At 62.2% G+C, this 19,511-nt stretch carries 11 protein-coding genes; 8 read left to right on the top strand and 3 right to left on the bottom strand.

Annotated features, from left to right (window positions below; translation table 11 throughout):
* Window positions 1–4: 4 nt before the first annotated feature.
* The 7 genes from rfbB to HU720_RS11705 are packed head-to-tail and all read left to right on the top strand — an operon-like array spanning window position 5 to window position 8,500.
* Window positions 5–1,042 (top strand): dTDP-glucose 4,6-dehydratase, encoded by a 1,038-nt coding sequence (gene rfbB, locus HU720_RS11735; protein ID WP_186520094.1) that lies wholly within the window; start codon window positions 5–7, stop codon window positions 1,040–1,042.
* On the top strand, window positions 1,039–1,941 hold the full coding sequence (rfbD, locus tag HU720_RS11730) for a dTDP-4-dehydrorhamnose reductase (protein WP_186520093.1): 903 nt from the start codon (window positions 1,039–1,041) through the stop codon (window positions 1,939–1,941). The genes rfbB and rfbD overlap by 4 nt, the downstream gene beginning before the upstream one ends.
* Window positions 1,938–2,822, top strand: coding sequence for a glucose-1-phosphate thymidylyltransferase RfbA (rfbA, locus tag HU720_RS11725; RefSeq protein ID WP_186520092.1), 885 nt, complete (start codon window positions 1,938–1,940; stop codon window positions 2,820–2,822). Before rfbD ends, rfbA begins: the two co-directional genes overlap by 4 nt.
* Complete coding sequence (rfbC, locus tag HU720_RS11720; RefSeq protein WP_186520091.1) at window positions 2,822–3,367, top strand: dTDP-4-dehydrorhamnose 3,5-epimerase; 546 nt, start codon at window positions 2,822–2,824, stop codon at window positions 3,365–3,367. The genes rfbA and rfbC overlap by 1 nt, the downstream gene beginning before the upstream one ends.
* Before the next feature lie 60 nt (window positions 3,368–3,427).
* Entirely contained in the window at window positions 3,428–4,255 is an 828-nt protein-coding gene (locus HU720_RS11715; RefSeq protein WP_225917310.1) for an ABC transporter permease, read from the top strand.
* Window positions 4,245–5,582, top strand: coding sequence for an ABC transporter ATP-binding protein (locus HU720_RS11710; protein ID WP_186520089.1), 1,338 nt, complete (start codon window positions 4,245–4,247; stop codon window positions 5,580–5,582). Before HU720_RS11715 ends, HU720_RS11710 begins: the two co-directional genes overlap by 11 nt.
* A 29-nt stretch (window positions 5,583–5,611) precedes the next feature.
* A complete protein-coding gene (locus HU720_RS11705) occupies window positions 5,612–8,500 on the top strand; it encodes a glycoside hydrolase family 99-like domain-containing protein (RefSeq protein WP_186520088.1) in 2,889 nt (962 codons plus the stop codon).
* Between the two features lie 8 nt (window positions 8,501–8,508).
* On the opposite strand, the gene HU720_RS11700 is transcribed toward HU720_RS11705, so the two are convergent.
* From HU720_RS11700 to HU720_RS11690, 3 genes are read right to left on the bottom strand one after another with little or no spacing between them, the layout of a single operon-like run.
* Window positions 8,509–9,864, bottom strand: a complete 1,356-nt coding sequence (locus HU720_RS11700; protein ID WP_186520087.1) for an HlyD family type I secretion periplasmic adaptor subunit — start codon at window positions 9,862–9,864, stop codon at window positions 8,509–8,511.
* A 31-nt stretch (window positions 9,865–9,895) separates the two neighbouring features.
* Entirely contained in the window at window positions 9,896–12,031 is a 2,136-nt protein-coding gene (locus HU720_RS11695) for a type I secretion system permease/ATPase (protein ID WP_186520119.1), read from the bottom strand.
* A gap of 31 nt (window positions 12,032–12,062) precedes the next feature.
* The gene (locus HU720_RS11690) at window positions 12,063–13,436 is read right to left on the bottom strand and encodes a TolC family outer membrane protein (protein WP_186520086.1); all 1,374 of its coding nucleotides are present in this window, start codon (window positions 13,434–13,436) and stop codon (window positions 12,063–12,065) included.
* A gap of 491 nt (window positions 13,437–13,927) precedes the next feature.
* Between HU720_RS11690 and HU720_RS11685 the strand changes: the two genes are divergently transcribed.
* Entirely contained in the window at window positions 13,928–19,255 is a 5,328-nt protein-coding gene (locus HU720_RS11685) for a retention module-containing protein (protein ID WP_186520085.1), read from the top strand.
* Window positions 19,256–19,511 lie beyond the last annotated feature (256 nt).

Below are 19,511 nucleotides of genomic sequence, written 5' to 3'. Positions count from 1 at the left end.
ACGGATGACTATTTTAGTAACCGGCGGTGCAGGGTTTATCGGTGCCAACTTTGTACTCGACTGGCTGGCCTGCTCGGAAGAAACCGTCATCAATCTCGACAAGTTGACCTACGCCGGCAACCTGCAAAGTCTCGCTTCGCTGCGCCCAGGTGCGCAGCATATCTTTGTCCAGGGCGATATCGGCGATGCCGGGCTGGTGCAGCAATTGCTCGAGCACCATCGGCCGCGAGCGGTAATCAACTTTGCGGCCGAGTCCCATGTCGATCGCTCGATCGAAGGGCCCGAGGCGTTCGTGCAGACCAACATCGTTGGCACGTTCCGGCTGTTGCAGTGTGTTACCACTTACTGGCGAGCGTTGCCCACTTCGCAGGGCGGTGCGTTTCGCTTCCTGCATGTCTCAACTGATGAGGTCTATGGCAGCCTGGCCGAGGGCGATGCAGCGTTCACCGAAGCCCATCCGTACCAGCCCAACAGCCCGTACTCAGCAAGCAAGGCAGCAAGCGACCACCTGGTTCGGGCTTATCACCACACCTACGGGCTGCCGGTACTGACCACCAATTGCTCGAACAACTACGGCCCGTGGCAGTTCCCGGAAAAACTGATCCCGCTGATGCTCGCCAATGCGCTGGCTGGCAAGGCGTTGCCGCTCTATGGGGATGGCCTGCAGATCCGCGACTGGTTGTATGTGGGGGATCATTGCGCTGCAATTCGCCGCGTGCTGGAGGCTGGCGCAGTAGGCGAGGTGTACAACATCGGTGGGTGCAACGAGATGTCCAACCTCGAAGTCATCAGCCACATTTGCCGACTGCTCGACGCGTTGCGCCCCCGTGCTGATGGGCAAAGCTACTGCTCGCAGATTATCCATGTGGCAGACCGCCCCGGGCATGACCGGCGTTACGCGATCAACGCTGGCAAGGTCGAGCGGGAGCTGGGTTGGCGGCCTGCTGAAATCTTCGAAAGCGGCATCGCCAAGACCGTTGGCTGGTACCTGGACAATCAAGCCTGGGTGCAGGCGGTACTTGGCGCAGGCCTCGGGCGATGAAAATCCTCTTGCTGGGCAAGCATGGGCAGGTCGGCCACGAGTTGCAACACAGCCTCGCACCGCTGGGCGAGCTTCTTGCGCTGGGTTCGCGCAGTGACCCCCTTTGCGGCGACCTGGCCGACCTCGTCGGCCTTTCCCGTACGCTGCAGCACTACGCACCCGAGGTCATCGTCAATGCGGCAGCCTACACCGCTGTCGACCGCGCCGAGGCTGATGCCGCCGCTGCTTATCGAGTGAATGCCGAAGCCGTGGGCGTGCTGGCTCGATACGCAGCCCAGAGCGGGGCGTTGCTCGTGCACTTCTCCACGGACTACGTCTACCCAGGCCATGGCGTGTTGCCGTGGACGGAGTACGACACCACAGGTCCGTTGAATGTCTACGGCGCCAGCAAGCTGGCCGGCGAAGTCGCCATCCGCCTGTCAGGCTGTCGCTATCTGATTTTCCGTACCAGTTGGGTGCATGCCGCCCACGGCAACAATTTCGCAAAAACCTTGCTCAAACTGGCTGCCCGACGCGGGAGCCTCGGCGTGATCGACGACCAGTTCGGCGCACCAACCGAGGCTCGGCTGCTGGCCGATATCAGCGCCCAGGCAATCCCGCAGGTGCTCCGCGAACCTGCGCTGGCCGGGCTCTACAACGTGGCGGCGGCGGGGGAGACGACCTGGTTCCGCTACGCGGGTTTTGTACTTGCCCATGCCCAGGCTGCAGGTTTGCCGCTGATGCTAGCGCCGTGCGCACTGAATCCCTTGACCACCGAACAATATCCGACACCGGCGCTACGCCCGTTCAATTCCAGGCTTGCGACTACCCGGTTGCAGACCGCCTTCGGCGTGGATTTGCCAGATTGGACCACCGGCGTAGCGCGCACGCTGAACGAACTGATGGAGCAGCAGGCATGAGCAAACGCAAAGGCATCATTCTGGCTGGGGGCTCGGGTACTCGTCTGTATCCGGCAACCCTGGCGATATCCAAACAGCTGCTCCCGGTCTACGACAAACCGATGATCTTCTATCCGCTGACCACGCTGATGCTGGCAGGGATCCAGGACATCCTGATCATCTCCACGCCCCAGGATACGCCGCGCTTCGAACAGCTTTTGGGGGATGGCAGCCATTGGGGGCTGAACCTGTGCTACGCCGTGCAGCACTCTCCGGACGGCCTTGCCCAGGCATTCTTGATTGCTGAAACCTTCATTGCCAACGGCCCGTCCGCACTGGTGTTGGGCGACAACATCTTCTACGGCTACCACTTCCAGGAACTGCTGCGCAATGCCTGCCGCCGTGAGCAGGGCGCTTCAGTGTTCGCCTATCACGTCAGCGACCCTCAACGCTACGGCGTTGTCGCCTTCGACGAGGCGGGTACGGCGGTGAGCCTTGAAGAAAAGCCGCTGCAGCCACGCTCCAACTACGCCGTCACCGGGCTGTATTTCTATGACGCGCAGGTGGTCGATATCGCCCGGCAAATTCGCCCCTCCGCGCGCGGCGAGCTGGAAATTACCGATATCAATCGCATCTACCTCGAACAGGGCAGGTTGTCTGTCGAGAAGATGGGGCGGGGCTACGCATGGCTTGACACCGGCACTCACGATTCGCTGCTCGAGGCTGGGCAGTACATCGCCACCATCGAAAACCGCCAGGGCTTGAAAGTTGCCTGCCCAGAAGAAATTGCCTACCGCCAGGGCTGGATCGGTGCCGAGCAACTTGACGCAATGATTCTGCCATTGGCCAAGACTGGATATGGCCAGTACCTGCAACGCCTGCTCAACGAGGGTATCTGCTGATGAAAGCGACCCCACTGGCCATTGCAGAGGTTGTCCTGCTCGAACCTGCCATTTTCGAGGACGAGCGCGGCGCGTTTTTTGAAAGCTACAACCATCGGCTGTTCGAGGCCGCTGTCGATCAGCGCGTGGCGTTCGTTCAGGACAATCATTCCCGCTCGCACAAAGGCGTGCTGCGTGGCCTGCATTACCAACTCGACAACCCCCAGGGCAAATTGGTGCGCGTGGTTGCAGGTGAGGTGTTCGATGTGGCGGTAGACCTGCGCCAGCGCTCGCCAACGTTTGGCCAGTGGATCGGCGCCCACCTGTCTGCGGCAAACCGGCGCCAGCTCTGGGTGCCGGAAGGCTTTGCCCACGGTTTCTATGTGCTCTCGGAAACCGCGGAGTTCTTGTACAAGACCACCCGCTACTACAGCCCCGCAGATGAGCGCTGCCTGATGTGGAACGACCCGCAGGTCGCGGTTGGCTGGCCATTGCAAGGGGCGCCGCTGGTGTCGGGCAAGGACGCGATGGGGCGGGCGCTGGCCGACGCTGACATCTACCGCTAAATCACCCTCGCCGTGCTGGCGCAAAGCAGCAGGCGGAGTTTGCTATTTATTAGAAGAGGTATGCGAGGCGTGCAAAAGATATCTGCCTCTCCCATGGCCATGTTTTCGGTGCTCTGGCAGCACCGCAAGCTTATCCATGCGTTGAGCAAACGCGAGGTGGCCAGCCGCTATCGCGGTTCCTACCTAGGCATCTGCTGGGCTGTGCTCACGCCGGCGTTCATGCTGGCGGTCTACACATTTGTTTTCAGCGTGGTGTTCAATGCCAAGTGGGGTGACAGCGGCCACTCGAAAACCGAGTTCGCCCTGATTTTGTTCACCGGACTTGTCGTCTTCAGCGTCTTTTCCGAGTGCATCAGCCGGGCGCCTGGCTTGGTGGTGGCCAACGCCAGCTACGTGAAAAAAGTGATCTTCCCTCTGGAAATCCTGGCGCTCGTGACCCTTGTTGGCGCCTTGTTCAACCTGCTGGTCAGCCTGCTGGTGTGGATGCTCTTTTACCTGGTGTGCTTTGGCCTGCCGCCGTTGACCGGGCTGCTGTTGCCCTTGGTACTGTTACCGTTGGTGTTGTTCGTCCTCGGCCTTTCATGGTTGCTGGCCTCGCTGGGTGTGTTCCTGCGGGACGTGGGCCAAATGGTGGGTGTGCTGGTCACTGCGCTGATGTTCATGTCGCCGATCTTCTACCCACTGTCGGCAATCCCTGAGCACTATCGCTATCTGCTCGAACTCAATCCGCTGACCCATGTCATCGAGCAGGCGCGCGCTGTTCTGCTCTGGGGCCAGTTGCCCGCATTCGGTAACTGGGCGCTTTCACTGGGCGCCGGTCTTATCTGCGCCTGGGGCGGTTTTGCCTGGTTCCAGAAGACCAGAAAGGGGTTTGCCGATGTGCTCTGACCTAGCAGTGCGTGTCCGCGGCTTGAACAAGTGCTATCACGTCTATGACAAACCCCACCACCGACTGCTGCAAATGCTGACGGGCAAAGGCCGGCGCTTTTTCCGCGAGTTCTGGGCGCTCAAGGATATCGACCTCGATATCCGCAAGGGTGAAACGGTCGGCATTATCGGGTGCAATGGTTCGGGCAAATCCACACTGCTGCAGATGATCTGCGGCACGCTTACCCCTACCAGCGGTGAACTGCAGGTCAACGGGCGAGTGGCGGCATTGCTTGAGCTTGGCGCCGGCTTCAACCCCGAGTTCAGCGGCCGCGAAAACGTCTACCTGGCCGCTTCGCTGTATGGCCTGAGCCCAGCGCAGATTGATGAGCGTTTCCAGGCCATCGCAGAGTTTGCCGATATTGGCGAATTTCTTGAACAACCCGTTAAAACCTACTCCAGCGGCATGTACGTGCGCCTGGCTTTTGCGGTTGTGGCCCATGTAGACGCCGACATCCTGGTGGTCGATGAAGCGCTGTCGGTGGGTGATGCGTTCTTCACCCAGAAATGCATGCGTTTTATCAGGACGTTCTGCCAGACCAAGTCACTGATTTTCGTGAGCCACGATTCTTCGTCGATCATCAGCCTCTGTGACCGGGTGCTCTGGCTCGACCGTGGCGAGCAGCGTCAGACGGGCCCGGCCAAGGAGGTGTGCGAGCAGTACCTCAATGCGTTGTTCGGCGCGTTGTCCGAACAGCCGGTCGATGCTCAGCCACAGCGCAAGCACATCGCCCGCTTAGGCCAGCCGGAGCTTGTGTGGAAAGACCAACGCACCGATCTGGTCAACGCGAGCGCCTTTCGCAACGACTTGCAGGTGTTGCGTTTTGCGCCTGACGAGGCTGCATTCGGCGGCGAGCAGGCGCGGGTCAGCAGTGTTGTGCTGACCGACTCGCAAGGGGCCAACCTGGCCTGGGTGGTCGGTGGCGAGCAGGTGACGCTGAGCGTTGTGGTGGATGTGGCTTGTGACCTGGCTCGCCCCATCGTCGGCTTTTTCGTCAAAGATCGCCTGGGCCAGACACTGTTCGGTGACAACACCTACTTCAGCTACCAGCATCAGCCACTGCCCGCGCCCGCGGGCAGCCAGCTCACCGCACGTTTCGAGTTCTACATGCCCTGGCTAGCTAAAGGCGACTACGTCGTCCAGGTAGCGGTAGCCGAAGGCTCCCAGCACGAGCACCGCCAGCTCCACTGGTTGCACGAAGCGCTGGTCATCCGCTCCCATCATGATCCGGTGGCCACCGGCATCATCGGTATTCCTCTGTCCGCTATCAGTCTTAGCGTTGCTTGAACAAAGGTTGGTGTATGCATCCTAGTGCTATGAATCTCGGTGCCCTGTTCTTTCAAAACTACCTCGCCGATGCCGCTGGCAAAACCGTGGTGGACATCGGCTCGCGGGATGTTAACGGTTCGCTGCGACAGGTGTGCCCGACTGCAGCCAACTATATCGGCGTCGACTTCGACCCAGGCGACGGCGTCGATGTGGTGCTCGACGACCCTTACCAGATGCCCTTCGCCGACGCTTCGGTAGATGTCGTGGTGTGCAGCTCGGTGTTCGAGCACTCGCAGCTATTCTGGCTGGTGTACCTGGAGCTGTTGCGCATCCTCAAGCCTGACGGTGTGCTGTACCTGAACATGCCTAGCAACGGCTATATCCACCGCTATCCGGTGGACTGCTGGCGCTTTTACCCCGATGCAGGCAGCGCTTTGGTCGCCTGGGCTCAGCGCAGCGGCTATAACCCAGTATTGTTCGAATCCTTCATTGCCAACAAAGGCGGCGACCTGGAAAGCGACCCGGCCAGGGCCTGGAACGATTTCGTCGCGGTGTTTGGCAAGGATGCCGAGTACCAGCCCCGTCATCGCCAGCGAATTCTCGGCGTCTACCCGGACTACACCAACGCGACCTGCGATATACACAGCATCGACCAGAAATACAGCAGTGCTACCGAAGACCTCGACATGATCACTGCCCGCGGGGCGTTGTTGGGTGAGCAACAAACGTCGCTGGTCGAGGCCCGCCAGTGCATTGCGCAAGCCGAAGCGGAACGTGCCGAGCTGTCACGCCTGCTCGACGAGGCGCGCGAAAGCCTGCAGCAGCAAACCCACATCGTTGCGGCTCTACGCCATTCCAACAGTTGGCGGCTGACGCAGCCATTACGCGTGGCGAAACGGCAAGCGGAACCAGTCCGTCAGCTTGCACTGCGCGTGAGCGGCCGTGTACGCGCACACGGCGGCGTGCCAGCGATCCTGTCCGGTAGTCTTCGGCTACTACGCCGTGAAGGTGCCTTGGCCGTGTTGCGCCGCATTCGCTCGGCCTGGGCGTTGCCGGTGCCTGTGCAAAGCGGCGCACAAGCAACGGCTGCGGACATTCCGGTCATTGCCTTTGATAGCATCAGCGAAGGCTTCACCGAACATATCGCCCAGCCGCCAATAGACCCAAGCGTGAAACTCATCGCGTTTTATCTACCGCAGTTTCACCCGTTCGCCGAAAACGACAAATGGTGGGGCAAAGGCTTTACCGAATGGAGCAACGTGGCCAAGGCCCGCCCCAACTACCAGGGCCACTACCAGCCGCACTTGCCAATCCACTGCGGCTACTACGACCTGCGTGTGCCGCAGGTCATGCGCGAGCAGGCCCGGCTTGCCAAAGCCTATGGCGTGCATGGCTTCAACTATTACTTCTACTGGTTCGCCGGCAAGATCCTCATGGACACGCCATTGCAGATGATGCTGCGCGACCCGCAGGTGGACATGCCGTTCTGCCTGACCTGGGCCAATGAAAACTGGACTCGCCGTTGGGACGGCCAGGAAAATGACGTGCTGATCGCCCAGGAGCACAGCGCCGAGGACTCCTTGGCATTCATTCGCCATCTGCTGCAGTATTTCGCCGATCCGCGCTATATCAAGGTGGACGGCAAGCCGCTGCTGATCATCTATCGCGCCAGTATCATCCCGGACATGGCCGGCACCGCCCGGCTGTGGCGCGAAGAGGTGGTCAAGCATGGTTTGCCAGGGTTGTACCTGATGTGCGCGCAGACCTTCGGCATTCTGGCCCCCGACGAATTCGGCTTTGATGCCTCTCTGGAGTTCCCGCCCCACACCACGTTGAGCCATCGCATCAACGAGCAGCTCGATATCACCAACCCGGACTACGCCGGCAACCTGTTCAGTTACGACCAAGTGGTGGATAACGTTGTGCGCATGCCCGAGCCGGCCTACAAGCTCTACAGGACCGCGATGCTGTCCTGGGACAATACCGCGCGCAAGCAGAACAACAGCCATACCTTTCATGGCTTCAGCCTGCTGCGCTACAAGCAGTGGCTGGCATTCCTCTGCAACCGCGTGCAGGATAACCCCAAGTACGCAAGCGACGAGAAGCTGGTATTCGTCAATGCCTGGAACGAGTGGGCCGAAGGCACCCATCTGGAGCCGGATCGCAAGTTCGGCTATGGCTATCTGCAGGCCACGTACGATGTGCTGAGCGACTACGACCAACAGCCTCAGAGCATTGCGACGGCGGTGGTTGAGCAGCGCAATCCACTGGCCGCCATCGTGCACCTGCATTACCCGGAGGTGCTCGCTGACCTGCAGGCGCAACTTGAAAACCTGCAAGCGGTGGGCTGCGACCTGTATTTCACCGCTACCAGCGCTTCGGCAGCCGCGCAACTGCGCAGCAGCTACCCGGAGGCGGCGGTTTACCTTGTCGAGAACCGCGGGCGCGATATCCTGCCGTTCATCAAGGTGCTGGCCCAGCTTGAAGGCCTGAACTATCAGGCCATCTGCAAGCTGCATGGCAAGAAAACCGTCTACCGGGCTGATGGCGCGCAGATCAGGCAGGAGCTGTTCTCATCGCTGGCGGGCAGCGCGGAGCAGGTGGCCACAGTTGCTCGGCGCTTCGCCGAGGACCCCACGCTGGGGCTGGTGGTGCCGAGCAAGTACCTGATTGAACACAGTGACCACAACATGACCTACAACCACCAGCCAGTGGCTGACGCCTGCCGGCTGATGGGGCTGGAGTTCGTGCGTGATCGCTTCCCCGCAGGCTCGATGTACTGGTTCAGGCCTGAGGCGCTGGCGCGGCTCAGGGCGATCGAACCTGAAGCGTTCGATCTGGAGCGTGGGCTCTGTGATGGCACCATGCCCCATGCGATCGAACGCGTGATTGCACTGTTGGTCAGGCAGGAGGGCTACAGTGTCGAACGCTGCTAGCGCCAGCTTCAACGCTCGCGCAACGCTTCGGTCCGCGCCTTGAGCACCGGCTTCAACAGGTAGTCCAACACGCTTTTCTGCCCGGTAATAATGTCCACCGTGGCGACCATGCCGGGGATGATCAGCAATGGCTTGTTGTCCCCGCCCAGGTGGTTCTTGTCGGTGCGCACCTGGATCAGGTAGAACGCGTTGCCCTTGTCGTCAGTGACGGTATCGGCGCCGATCAGCTCCAGCTTTGCCTTCAAACCGCCGTAAATGGTGTAGTCGTAGGCGCTGAACTTGACCATAGCAGTCTGCCCGGGGTGCAAAAACGCCACGTCCTGGGGCCGCACCTTGGCTTCGATCAGCAAGTTGTCTTCAATGGGCACGATCTCCACCAAATCGCTGCCGGGCTGGACCACGCCGCCTATGGTGTTGACCTTCAGCAGCTTGACGATGCCGCGCACGGGCGACACCACGGTGGTGCGGTTGACGCGGTCGTCGATGGCGATGCTGGTGGCGGTGATCTTGGAAAGCTCGGTGCGTTTGTCGTTGAGTTCCTTGGCTGCCTCCGAGCGGAAGGTGGCATCGGATTCCTGGATCTTGCTGCGGATTTCCGCCACAGCAGCTTCGGCGCGGGGTATCGCCAGGCTGGTGGCGCTGAGCTGACCGCGGGCTTCGACGCTGCGCTGTTTGAGGCGCAGGATTTCAACCGGCGAGATGGCGCCCTTGCTGACCAGTGGCGAGGACATATCCAGCTCCTGTTGCAGCAGGCCTACGGCTGAACGGTACTGGTCGACCTTGGAGCGAAACTCGGCAAGTTCCTGGGTTTTCTGCCGCAGTTGCTCGTTAAGCGTCTGTTTTTCGCTAGCCAGGCGGCGTTGGCGCGACTCGTACAACCCTGCTTCATCCGTGGCTACCTGTGGCGCCTTGGCGCGCACTTCAGCGGACAGCACGAAAGGCTTGCCATCGGCTTCGGCCTGCAGCCGCTCCACCTGGGCGCTGAGGGCGTAGCGGTCGGCTTCGCTCTCGCCTTTGTTGGACTTGAACCGGGTGTCGTCCAGGCGCAGCAGGGTGGCGCCTTTGTCGACCATCTGGCCTTCGCGGACGAAGATCTCGGTCACGATGCCACCTTCGAGGTTTTGCACCACTTGGATCTTGCTCGACGGAATGGCCTTGCCCTCGCCGACGGTGACCTCATCGAGCACTGCAAAATTGGCCCACACCAGTGCCACCAGTAGCAGCACCGCCGCCAGCCATACCGTCAGGCGTGACAGCCCCGGCGACTCTTGCTGGGTGGCGCCGGCCAACTCCGGCATATAGTCGCGCTCGGCGCGAGCGTCGCTGCCGTGCAGGTAACTGCGCACGCTATGGCTGATGGACATGTTCTACCTCGCCGAGGAATGGGGTTGCTCACTACAGCGCCGAACCAATGCGCCCTTTGCGCAGCGCATCGATCACCGCGTCCTTAGGCCCATCGGCGACGATCTTGCCGTTATCCAGCACCAGCAGCCGGTCGACCAGGCCTAGCATCGAGGTACGGTGAGTGACCAGCAGCAGCGTCTTGCCCGGCACCCAGGCCAGCAGGCGCTGGCGCAGTTGGTCTTCGCTGCTGTTGTCCATGTGGCTGGTGGGTTCGTCGAGGATCAGCAGCGGCGGCTCCAGCAGCAGCGCGCGGGCCAGCAGCACTGCCTGGCGCTGGCCGCCGGAGAGCAACTGGCCGCGCTCACCCACCGGGCGGTCGAAACCTTGTGGGTGCTGGCGGGCCAGCTCGCTGACGCCGGTCAGTTCGGCCACTTCGAGCATGCGCGCATCGCTGACATGGCGGGCGCCCAGGGTGAGGTTGTCGCGCAGGCTGCCGGCCAGCAGCGGCAGGTCGTGGGCCACATAGCCGATCTGGCTGCGCAGGTCGGCGATATCCAGTTGCCGCAGGTCAAGGTTGTCCAACAGCACCTGGCCCTCGTCGGGGTGGTGAAAGCCCATCAACAAACGGCCCAGGGTGCTCTTGCCCGAGCCGCTACGGCCAATGATGCCGATACGCTCGCCGGGGCTCAGGCTGAAGCTCACATCGCTAAGTGCTGCTGCCGTCTGGCCGGGGTAGCGGAAGGTGGCATGGCTGATGCTCACCGCGCCCTGCAGTGCGGTGTGTTCCAGGCCCTGATGGTCAGGTTGGCGCTCTTGCGGCAGGCTCATCAGTGCATCGGTGCTGCGCATGGTCAGCTGAGCTTGCTGGTAGCGGGTGATCAGCCCGGCAATCTGCCCGAGCGGGGCGAGCACGCGGCTGCCGAGCATGTAGCTGGCCACCAGTGCGCCGACGCTGAGGTTACCGGCGATGATGCTGTACACCCCGGCGACGATGGTGGCCATGCCGCAGAACTGCTGGATGAACAGCGTGCCGTTGGTGGCCAGTGATGACAGGTTGCGGGCGTGAGCATCGAGCCGGGCGATGGCGCCGTTGGTGTGTTCCCACTGGTATTGGCGCTCGCTTTCGGCGCCGCAGGCCTTGAGGGTTTCCAGGCCGCCAAGGGTCTCGATCAGCAGCGCCTGGCGGACTGCGCCCAGGCTCAGGCTCTTTTGTACGGTGTCGCGCAGGCGCAGCTGGATGAACAACGCCAGGGCCACCGCCACCGGGAACGCAACCAGTGGGATGACCACCAGCCAGCCGCCAAGCAGGCCGATCACCAGTAACATCAGCGCCACGAAGGGCAGGTCGATGATGCTGGTCAGGGTCACGGCGGTGAGGAATTCCCGCAGGCCCTGGAAGTCGTGGATGCTCTGGGCGAAGCCGCCGATGGTGGCCGGGCGCGCCTTCATGCTCATGCCGGTGATGCGTTCGAACAGCGTGGCCGAAAGTATCAGGTCGGTTTTTTTCCCGGCTTGGTCGAGCAGATGCGCGCGGACCATGCGCAGCACCAGTTCAAAGGCGGTGCCAATGAACAAGCCGGCTACCAGCACCCACAGCGTCGATAGCGCCTGGTTAGGCACTACGCGGTCGTAGGTCTGCATGACGAACAGCGGCACCATCAGCCCCAGCAGGTTGATCAGCAGGCTGGCCAGCAGTGCGTCGCCGTACAGCCAGCGCGAATGGCGCAGGGTGTCGCGAAACCAGGCGTTGACCCGCGGCAGCAGCGGCGAGCGTACGTCTTCCAGCGTGTGCCGGGGGCGGGCAAACAACGCTTGGCCGCTGTAGGCCTCTGCCAGCGCCTGCGCCTCGACCCACTGCTCGCCGCCTTCGGCTTCGCAGGGCAGCAGCAGCGCCCGGCCGTTTTCGCCGAAGCGCTGCAGCACAGCGCTGCGGCCGTCGTTGAGAATCAACAGCAGCGGCAGGTTGAGCGCCGAGATGGCGCCCAGCTCGCGACGCAGCACCCGCGCCTGCAAGCCAGCCCGGGCGGCTGCACGCGGCAGCAGCGCCAGGCTCATGCGCTGGCCGGCCAGCGGCAAGCCGCTGCACAGGCTGGCGCGGCTGGCGTTGCAGCCGTGCAGGCGACATAGTATGAGCAGGCCATCGAGCAACGGGTCGTCCACATCCAGGCGCGGTTGCGCGCTTTGCATACTGGTCACGATGGCCTACTCCTGGCTTGTGCTAGCGCATGTCGGGCAACCGCGCCTCGTTACGCACCTCGGATTTTGCAATGGCTTCGGCCGGCAGCGTGATGCGCTGTTTGCTCAGCAGTTCGCCCATGGTCGCCAGCACGCGGTACATCGAGTATTCCTCGGTGTAGCGCACCTCGGCGTAGCGCCGGTTGGCGTTGTACAGCTCGTTCTCGCTGTCGAGCACATCGAGCAGGGTGCGTTGGCCCAGGCCGAACTGGTCTTGGTAGGCGGCGCGCACGCGCTGTGTGGTTTCGGCGTATTCACGGGCGCTTGGGGTCTGCTTGCGCGCGTTGTTCATGGCGTTCCACGACAGGCTGAGGTTTTCGTTCAGCTCGCGCAGGGCGTTGTTGCGGATGTCCATGGCCTGGTTGATCTTGTGCGCATCGGACTGCAGGCGCGCTTTGTCGCTGCCCCCGCGGAACAGGTTGTAGCTGAGCTCCACGCCCGCTTGCCAGTCGTTGTTGCTGTGCCCGCGCTCGCCGCCCTGGTTGTTGTTGGCGCCGGTCGCCAGCACCGCGTCCAGGCGCGGGTAGAACGGCGACTTGGCCACTTCGTACTGTTTCTCGGCGGCGTTCACGTCGGCCTGGGCCGAACGCAGATACGGGTTGTTTTCCTGCATGCTCTTGCGCGCGTCGGCCAGGGTTGGCGGCACTTCTATCTTGATCGTGCTCGGGGCCTCCAGCTCATCGGCAGGGCGCCCGACCACACTGAAGAAGTTGGCCTCGGCATCCGCCAGGTCCACCTCGGCGGTGTCCAGGTTGTTTTCTGCCAGGGCGCGGCGGGCGCGGGACTGGTCAAGGTCGGCGGTGCTGCCAACGCCGCGTTCGCTGCGCAGGCCGATCTGGTCGTTGACCCGCAGGTGCGCCTGCAGGTTGTTGCGGGCCAGGGTGACCAGTTCACGGCGTTTCAGGACTTCGAGGTACACCTCGACGGTGCGCAGTGCCACGTCCTGGGCGATGGCCTGGGTGTAGTAGGCCCGCGAGTTGGACACCGCTTCAGTTCTACCCACTTCATTGGAGGTGTTGAAGCCGTCGAAGATCATCTGCCGCAGGCGCAGCTCCGACTGGGTGTAGTTGAGGGTGGCCTTGTCGTGGTTGCGGGTGCCGTCGGCATTGAGTCCGCGGGTGTTGAGGTTGTCCGAGCGCTGGCGCCCGTAGCCTGCGACCAGGTCGACCGTGGGAAAGTACCCGCCGCGAGCGAACTTCACATCCTCATCAGCCGAGAGCCTGCTGTTGCGATACGAACTGATCTGCGGGTGGTAATCCACCGCGCTCTGTACGGCCTCGTTAAGTGACATCGCCTGGGTATTGGCGCACGTCATAGCCAATAAAATCGCACCGGTGATGGGGGTTAAAACGCGCATGGGGTACTTCTCCCTGGTCTCAAAATGGTCCTGCAATCGCCAAAAAAATGACGAAAAATAAGAGTCAAACCGTTTCAGGCTTGTAACAACCTAGCTAAGAACATTTATGGGCCTAGCTAAGAAGATTTCTTCATAAGGTATATGCGAAAAAAAACTTATGCGGTCTAAGCAAAGCACGACATTGTTGCTCTCAGGTGGCTCGCTCAACCGGCTGCAACGCTCAGGTTGTCGGGCTTCGATGAAAGTTCCAGTTTTTTTGCAGCAGAGGACACGGGGAGAAAAGCGCTGGCGGTAATTGGCGACAATAAATTGGCACTTTGAGCTTGCCATTACCCATTACTGCTATTGCCGTAATCGTCACTAAAAACGGGTGATTCTTGCCTGGGTGACAGCGACGTTCCGCTTGCCAGCCATGCTGGCCGGTCGTCTGGAATCTCTGCCCGCCACGCCTTGAACTGTAAAAAGTCCAGCGGCAGGGGAGGCATGCACTCATGGCCAAATTAGTTGGCGTGGTCAGCAAGGTGGTCGGGCAGGTAATGGCGATTGGCGATGACGGCCAGCGTCGGTTACTGGTCGAAGGCGACCGGCTATATGCCGGCGAGCAGCTTGAAACCGGTGCGACCGGTGCGGTAGCCGTGCATCTGCAAAATGGTGCCGAGCTGACCCTTGGCCGCGACAGCAGCCTGGAGATGACGCCGCAGTTGCTGGCCAACCGCGCGCCCCATGTCGATACCCCGGATGCGGTGCCCAGCGAGGCGCAACTGACCGATGTCGAGCAACTGCAGCGGGCCATCGCTGCTGGTGGTGACCCGACCCAGGATGCCGAAGCCACCGCTGCCGGTGGCAACCCTGGCAGCGTCGGCGCATTGGGCGGCGGGCACAGTTTCGTGCTGCTGACCGAAGTTGCTGGGCGGGTTGACCCCACCATCGGCTTCCCTACCGCAGGCTTCAACAACCTCCCCGAGCTTGCCCTGAATTACCTGGGGGACCGCGACAACGACGATGGCGCCGGCACCGGCACTCCCGGCCCAACGCCAGATCACCCGGTAAGCCTTGAAGGGCTGAGCGTGGAACCTGCCGAACTGACCCTCAACGAAGCCAACCTGCCGTTGGGCTCGGTCAATGCGCCAGGGCAACTCACCCAGAGCGGCAGCTTCACCGTGGTCGCGCCGGATGGGGTGTTCAACCTCAGTGTCGGCGGCATCAACGTGGTCACTGCCGGCAACGTGACCGGCGTCGGCCAGTTTATCGTTACCGAGCTTGGCAACATCCTCACCATCACCGGCTACAACCCGACCACTGGCGTGGTGAGCTACAGCTACACCCTCACCGGCGCCGAGCAGCACCCCGACGGCGCCGGCACCAACGTACTTGGCGAACACTTCCCGGTGCTGGTCAGCGACACCGACGGTGATGTGGCCAGCGGCTCGCTGGATGTGAACATCATCGATGACGTGCCCCACGCCGTGGATGACCACAACCCGACCCCGGCCACCGAGCTGAACACCCAGCTCACCGGCAATGTGCTGGACAACGACATCCAGGGCGCCGACCGGGTCGAAGGCGGCATGGTGCAGGGCGGCACCTTCACCGGTACTTACGGCACCTTGGTGCTCAACGCCGATGGCACGTATACCTACACCCTCGACACCAGCGACCCGGACTTCAAGAACCTGCTCGGCGGCGGCGTCGGCGTGGAGCATTTTGCCTACACCATCAAGGACGCCGACGGCGACACCAGCAGCGCGACCCTGACGCTGGATATCAACAACCTCGACGACCCGGTAAAACTCTGTGGCCTGGATGTCGAGGGCGGTGAGGTGAAGGTCTTCGAGAAGAACCTGGACGACGGCAGCGCGCCCAACCCTGGCGCCCTGACCCAAGGCGGCACCTTCACCGTCAACGCCCCGGATGGCCTGAAAACCCTGACCGTAGCGGGCTTGACCCTGGTTGCCGACGGCGCCCCGGCAGGTTTCCCGCAGTCGGTGACCACGCCGCTTGGCAACACCCTGACCATTACCGGCTACAACCCCGACACCGGCGTCGTCAGCTACACCTACCAGCTGCTCGACAACGAAACCCACCCCAACGCCGACGGCACCAACAGCCTGCAAGAGCATTTCACTGTCACCGCGACCGACAGTGACGGCGACACCGCCACCGGCTCGTTGGACGTCACCATCGTCGATGATGTGCCCAAGGACCATTGCGACTTTGCCGATGTCAGCGAAGGCGGCAGCGTGACCGGCAACGTGCTGGACAACGACACCACCGGGGCGGATGTGCGAGCCGACGGGCAGTACGTGGTAGGCGTGCGCGCCGGTAACGACACCTCGTCCTCGGCCATCGGCAACCTGGGCGACCCGATCGCCGGCCAGTATGGCTATCTGACCCTCGATGCCAATGGCGTGGGCACTTATCACGCCAACGCCAACCAGGACCTGCCGCAGTGGGCCACTGACACATTCGTCTACACCATCCGCGATGCCGATGGCGACGAAAGCACCACGACCATCACCATCAATGTGCAGGACTGCAAACTGGTGGCGGGCCAGGATGACGTGACTGTCTACGAAAAAGCCCTGGACCTGTGCCAGACCGGCGACGATCTGGCGCCTGGCAATGTGGTCGGCAGCGACCCGCATTCACCCGCCGAAACGGCCTCTGGCTCGCTGGCCGGTGTGGTGCAAGGGGGCGTGGGGGCACTGACCTTCACCTTGGTAGGCAATGCTGTCGGCCAGTACGGGCAGATTCTGCTCAACCCCGACGGCAGCTATACCTACACATTGACCTCAGCGCCCAACTCGCCGAACCACGTCAACGACGGGCCAAATATCATTACCGAAAGTTTCACCTACCAGGTGAAGGACTCGCTCGGCAATACCACCAGCAGCACCATCGTGATCAACATCGTCGACGACGTGCCCAAGGCCCATTGCGACTACGCCGATGTCAGCGAGGGCGGCAGCGTGACCGGCAATGTGCTGGCCAACGATGTGGTCGGCGCCGACGTGCGAGCAGACGGCCAGTATGTGGTAGGCGTGCGCGCAGGTAACGACACTTCGTCCTCGGCCATCGGCAACCTGGGCGACCCGATCGCCGGCCATTATGGCTACCTGGTACTCGATGCCAACGGCGTCGGCACCTACCACGCCAATGCCAACCAGGACCTGCCGCAGTGGGCGAGCGACACGTTCGTCTACACCATCCGCGATGCCGATGGCGACGAAAGCACCACGACCATCACCATCAATGTTCAGGACTGCAAGCTGGTGGCGGGCCAGGATGACGTAACCGTCTACGAAAAAGCCCTGGACCTGTGCAAGACCGGCGACGACCTGGCGCCCGGTAATGTGCTCGGCAGCGACCCGCATTCGCCCGCCGAAACCGCATCCGGCTCGCTGGCCAACGTGGTGCACGGCGGTGTAGGCGCACTGAGCTTCACCTTGGTGGGCAACGCTGTCGGCCAGTACGGGCAGATTCTGCTCAACCCCGACGGCAGCTATACCTACACATTGACCTCAGCGCCCAACTCGCCGAACCACGTCAACGACGGGCCAAATGTGATCACCGAAAGCTTCACCTACCAGGTGAAGGATTCGCTGGGTAATACCACTAGCAGCACCATCGTCATCAACATCGTCGATGACGTACCCAAAGCCCATTGCGACTATGCCGATGTCACCCAAGGTGCGGCGGTGAGCGGCAATGTGCTGGCCAATGATGTGATCGGCGCGGATATGCGCGCAGATGGCCAGTATGTGGTTGGCGTGCGCGCCGGCCACGACACCTCAAGTGCGGCCACGGGCCATGTCGGTGACCAGATCGACGGCCTGTACGGCTACCTGACGCTCGATGCGCAAGGCAACGCCACTTACCACGCCAACGCCAACAGCGTGCTGCCGCCCTGGGCGTATGACAGCTTCGTCTACACCATTCGCGATGCCGACGGTGACGAGAGCACCACGGTGCTGCAGATCAACGTGCAGGAAAGCAAACTGATCGCCGGTGTCGACAGTGAAGTCACGGTGTACGAAAAAGCCTTGGATATGTGCAAGACCGGTGACGACCTGGCGCCCGGCACGGTGCTCGGCAGTGACCCGCATTCCAGTGCCGAAACCGCTTCGGGCTCGCTTGCCAATGCAGTGACGGGCGGCGTTGGCGCGCTGACGTTCAGCCTGGTGGGCAATGCCGCCGGCCAATATGGGCAGATTCTGCTGAACCCCGATGGCAGCTATACCTACACCTTGACCTCGGCGCCGAACTCGCCCAATCACATCAACGATGGCCCGAACGTACTGACCGAAAGCTTCACCTACCAGGTGAGGGACGCGGCGGGGCACACCACCAGCAGCACGATTGTCATCAGCATCGTCGACGATGTGCCCAAGGCGCATTGCGACTTTGCCGACGTCAATCAGGGCAGCAGCGTGACTGGCAATGTGCTGGCCAATGATGTTGTCGGCGCCGATGTGCGTGCAGACAGCCAGTATGTGGTGGGGGTGCGGGCGGGCAACGACACATCGACTTCGGCCATTGGCCATGTCGGCGACAAGATCCTCGGCCAGTACGGCTACCTGACCCTCGACTCCCAGGGCAACGGCACCTATCACGCCACCAACGGTGGCCATCACCAGCCGGAGTGGGCCAGCGACACCTTCGTCTACACCATCCGTGATGCCGACGGCGACGAGAGCACCACTACCATCACCGTCAATGTGCACAGCGGTAAACCCGTGGATTGCGCCGACGATGAGCGTGGCCAAGGGGTTGGCCATGGGGGCAGGGCCGATGAGTCCGGGGGCGCGCAACTGATCCGTTTCGATGCCAGCGACAAGGCCGCCAGCCCGCAGCGGGACCTCGCCCGCAGCGAGTTCAGCAACCTGTCCGGCAGCATGACCGCCGCGCTGGTGGTCGCCGGCTACCTGGGCGCAGTGGGCACGGCATCGGGCGAGGAGCACTTCAGCGTGGCCCTGCACAAAGGCGAAACCCTGACCCTTGACCATGATCGCCCGGCCGCCAACCTGGCGCTGGCCTGGAAGGACGCCAATGGCGTCTACCAGCCGCTAGCCGACGGCGGCAGCTTCACGGCAGGCCATGACGGGGTGTACAGCATCCGTGTGGTCAATAGCGAGAATGGCGCGGGCACGGGGGCCGAACCCTACAAGCTGAGCTTGGCGCTGGAGCACAGCCCTGCCAGCCAGGCGCCTGTCGAGCCGAGCCATGCCGTGCGCCATGACGACACACCGGCTGACCGCGGTGCGGGCGGCCAGCACCATCAGCAGCCCGCTGCCGCCCACGATCAACCCGATGCGCACAGCCAGGCCAAGGCTCCGGCAGGTGCCGGGCAGGGGCACGGCGAACCGGCGCCTGCCATTGGTAACCTGATCGGGCCTGACGACCACGACACGCTAGCGGGTATCGCGGCTGACAACGGGCAGGCTGGCGGCGCTGGCAGCGATACGTTCGTCTGGCACAAGGGTGATAGCGGGCATGACACCATTACCGCCTTTGCCCCGGGTAGTGATCATCTGGACCTGTCGCAGCTGCTGCAGGGTGAGCAGGCCAGCGGTGCGTCGCTGGATGATTTCCTGCAGTTCAAGGTCAGTGGCAGCGGGGCTGCGGTGGTTTCGACCATCGAGGTCAGCAGTGTCGCAGGGGCGTCGCCGACCCAGACCATCGAGCTTGCCGGGGTGGACCTGGCGCAGCATTACGGGGTGACGGCGGGAGCGGGCGGGGTGATTGCGGCAGGGCATGACACCGCGACCATCATCAACGGGATGCTCGATGACCATTCGTTGAAGGTAGATACGGTGTAGATGAGGGCTGGAAGACAGCGTAGATTTTAGGGCAGGTCGGGCCGTGAGATCGGTGGCCGTGGCACAGGTCTTATGGGGGATTTATGGTTTTGCGCCAGCCTGTGCTGGCCTCATCGCAGGCTGGCGCCAGCTCCCACAGGTTCCAGGCAAGGCCTCAATATTGCGGCTGTGCGCGGTCTCTGTGGGAGATTCTATGGTTTCGGGCAAGTCGCTTTTGATTGTGTAGGAGCGGCCTTGTGTCGCGAAGGGCTGCGAA

It is taken from the genome of Pseudomonas sp. SWRI51 (assembly GCF_014268825.1).
GTDB lineage: Bacteria > Pseudomonadota > Gammaproteobacteria > Pseudomonadales > Pseudomonadaceae > Aquipseudomonas > Aquipseudomonas farsensis.
This window is presented reverse-complemented; position numbering and strand designations above follow the sequence as displayed.

Bases quoted from the DNA above. Each gene is read 5' to 3' on its own strand.
- rfbD (WP_186520093.1), top strand. From the start codon at position 1,039: ATGAAAATCCTCTTGCTGGGCAAGCATGGGCAGGTCGGCCACGAGTTG.
- HU720_RS11685 (WP_186520085.1), top strand. From the start codon at position 13,928: ATGGCCAAATTAGTTGGCGTGGTCAGCAAGGTGGTCGGGCAGGTAATG.
- rfbA (WP_186520092.1), top strand. From the start codon at position 1,938: ATGAGCAAACGCAAAGGCATCATTCTGGCTGGGGGCTCGGGTACTCGT.
- HU720_RS11695 (WP_186520119.1), bottom strand. From the start codon at position 12,031: ATGCAAAGCGCGCAACCGCGCCTGGATGTGGACGACCCGTTGCTCGAT.
- HU720_RS11700 (WP_186520087.1), bottom strand. From the start codon at position 9,864: ATGTCCATCAGCCATAGCGTGCGCAGTTACCTGCACGGCAGCGACGCT.
- rfbC (WP_186520091.1), top strand. From the start codon at position 2,822: ATGAAAGCGACCCCACTGGCCATTGCAGAGGTTGTCCTGCTCGAACCT.
- HU720_RS11690 (WP_186520086.1), bottom strand. From the start codon at position 13,436: ATGCGCGTTTTAACCCCCATCACCGGTGCGATTTTATTGGCTATGACG.
- HU720_RS11715 (WP_225917310.1), top strand. From the start codon at position 3,428: ATGCGAGGCGTGCAAAAGATATCTGCCTCTCCCATGGCCATGTTTTCG.
- HU720_RS11710 (WP_186520089.1), top strand. From the start codon at position 4,245: ATGTGCTCTGACCTAGCAGTGCGTGTCCGCGGCTTGAACAAGTGCTAT.
- HU720_RS11705 (WP_186520088.1), top strand. From the start codon at position 5,612: ATGAATCTCGGTGCCCTGTTCTTTCAAAACTACCTCGCCGATGCCGCT.
- rfbB (WP_186520094.1), top strand. From the start codon at position 5: ATGACTATTTTAGTAACCGGCGGTGCAGGGTTTATCGGTGCCAACTTT.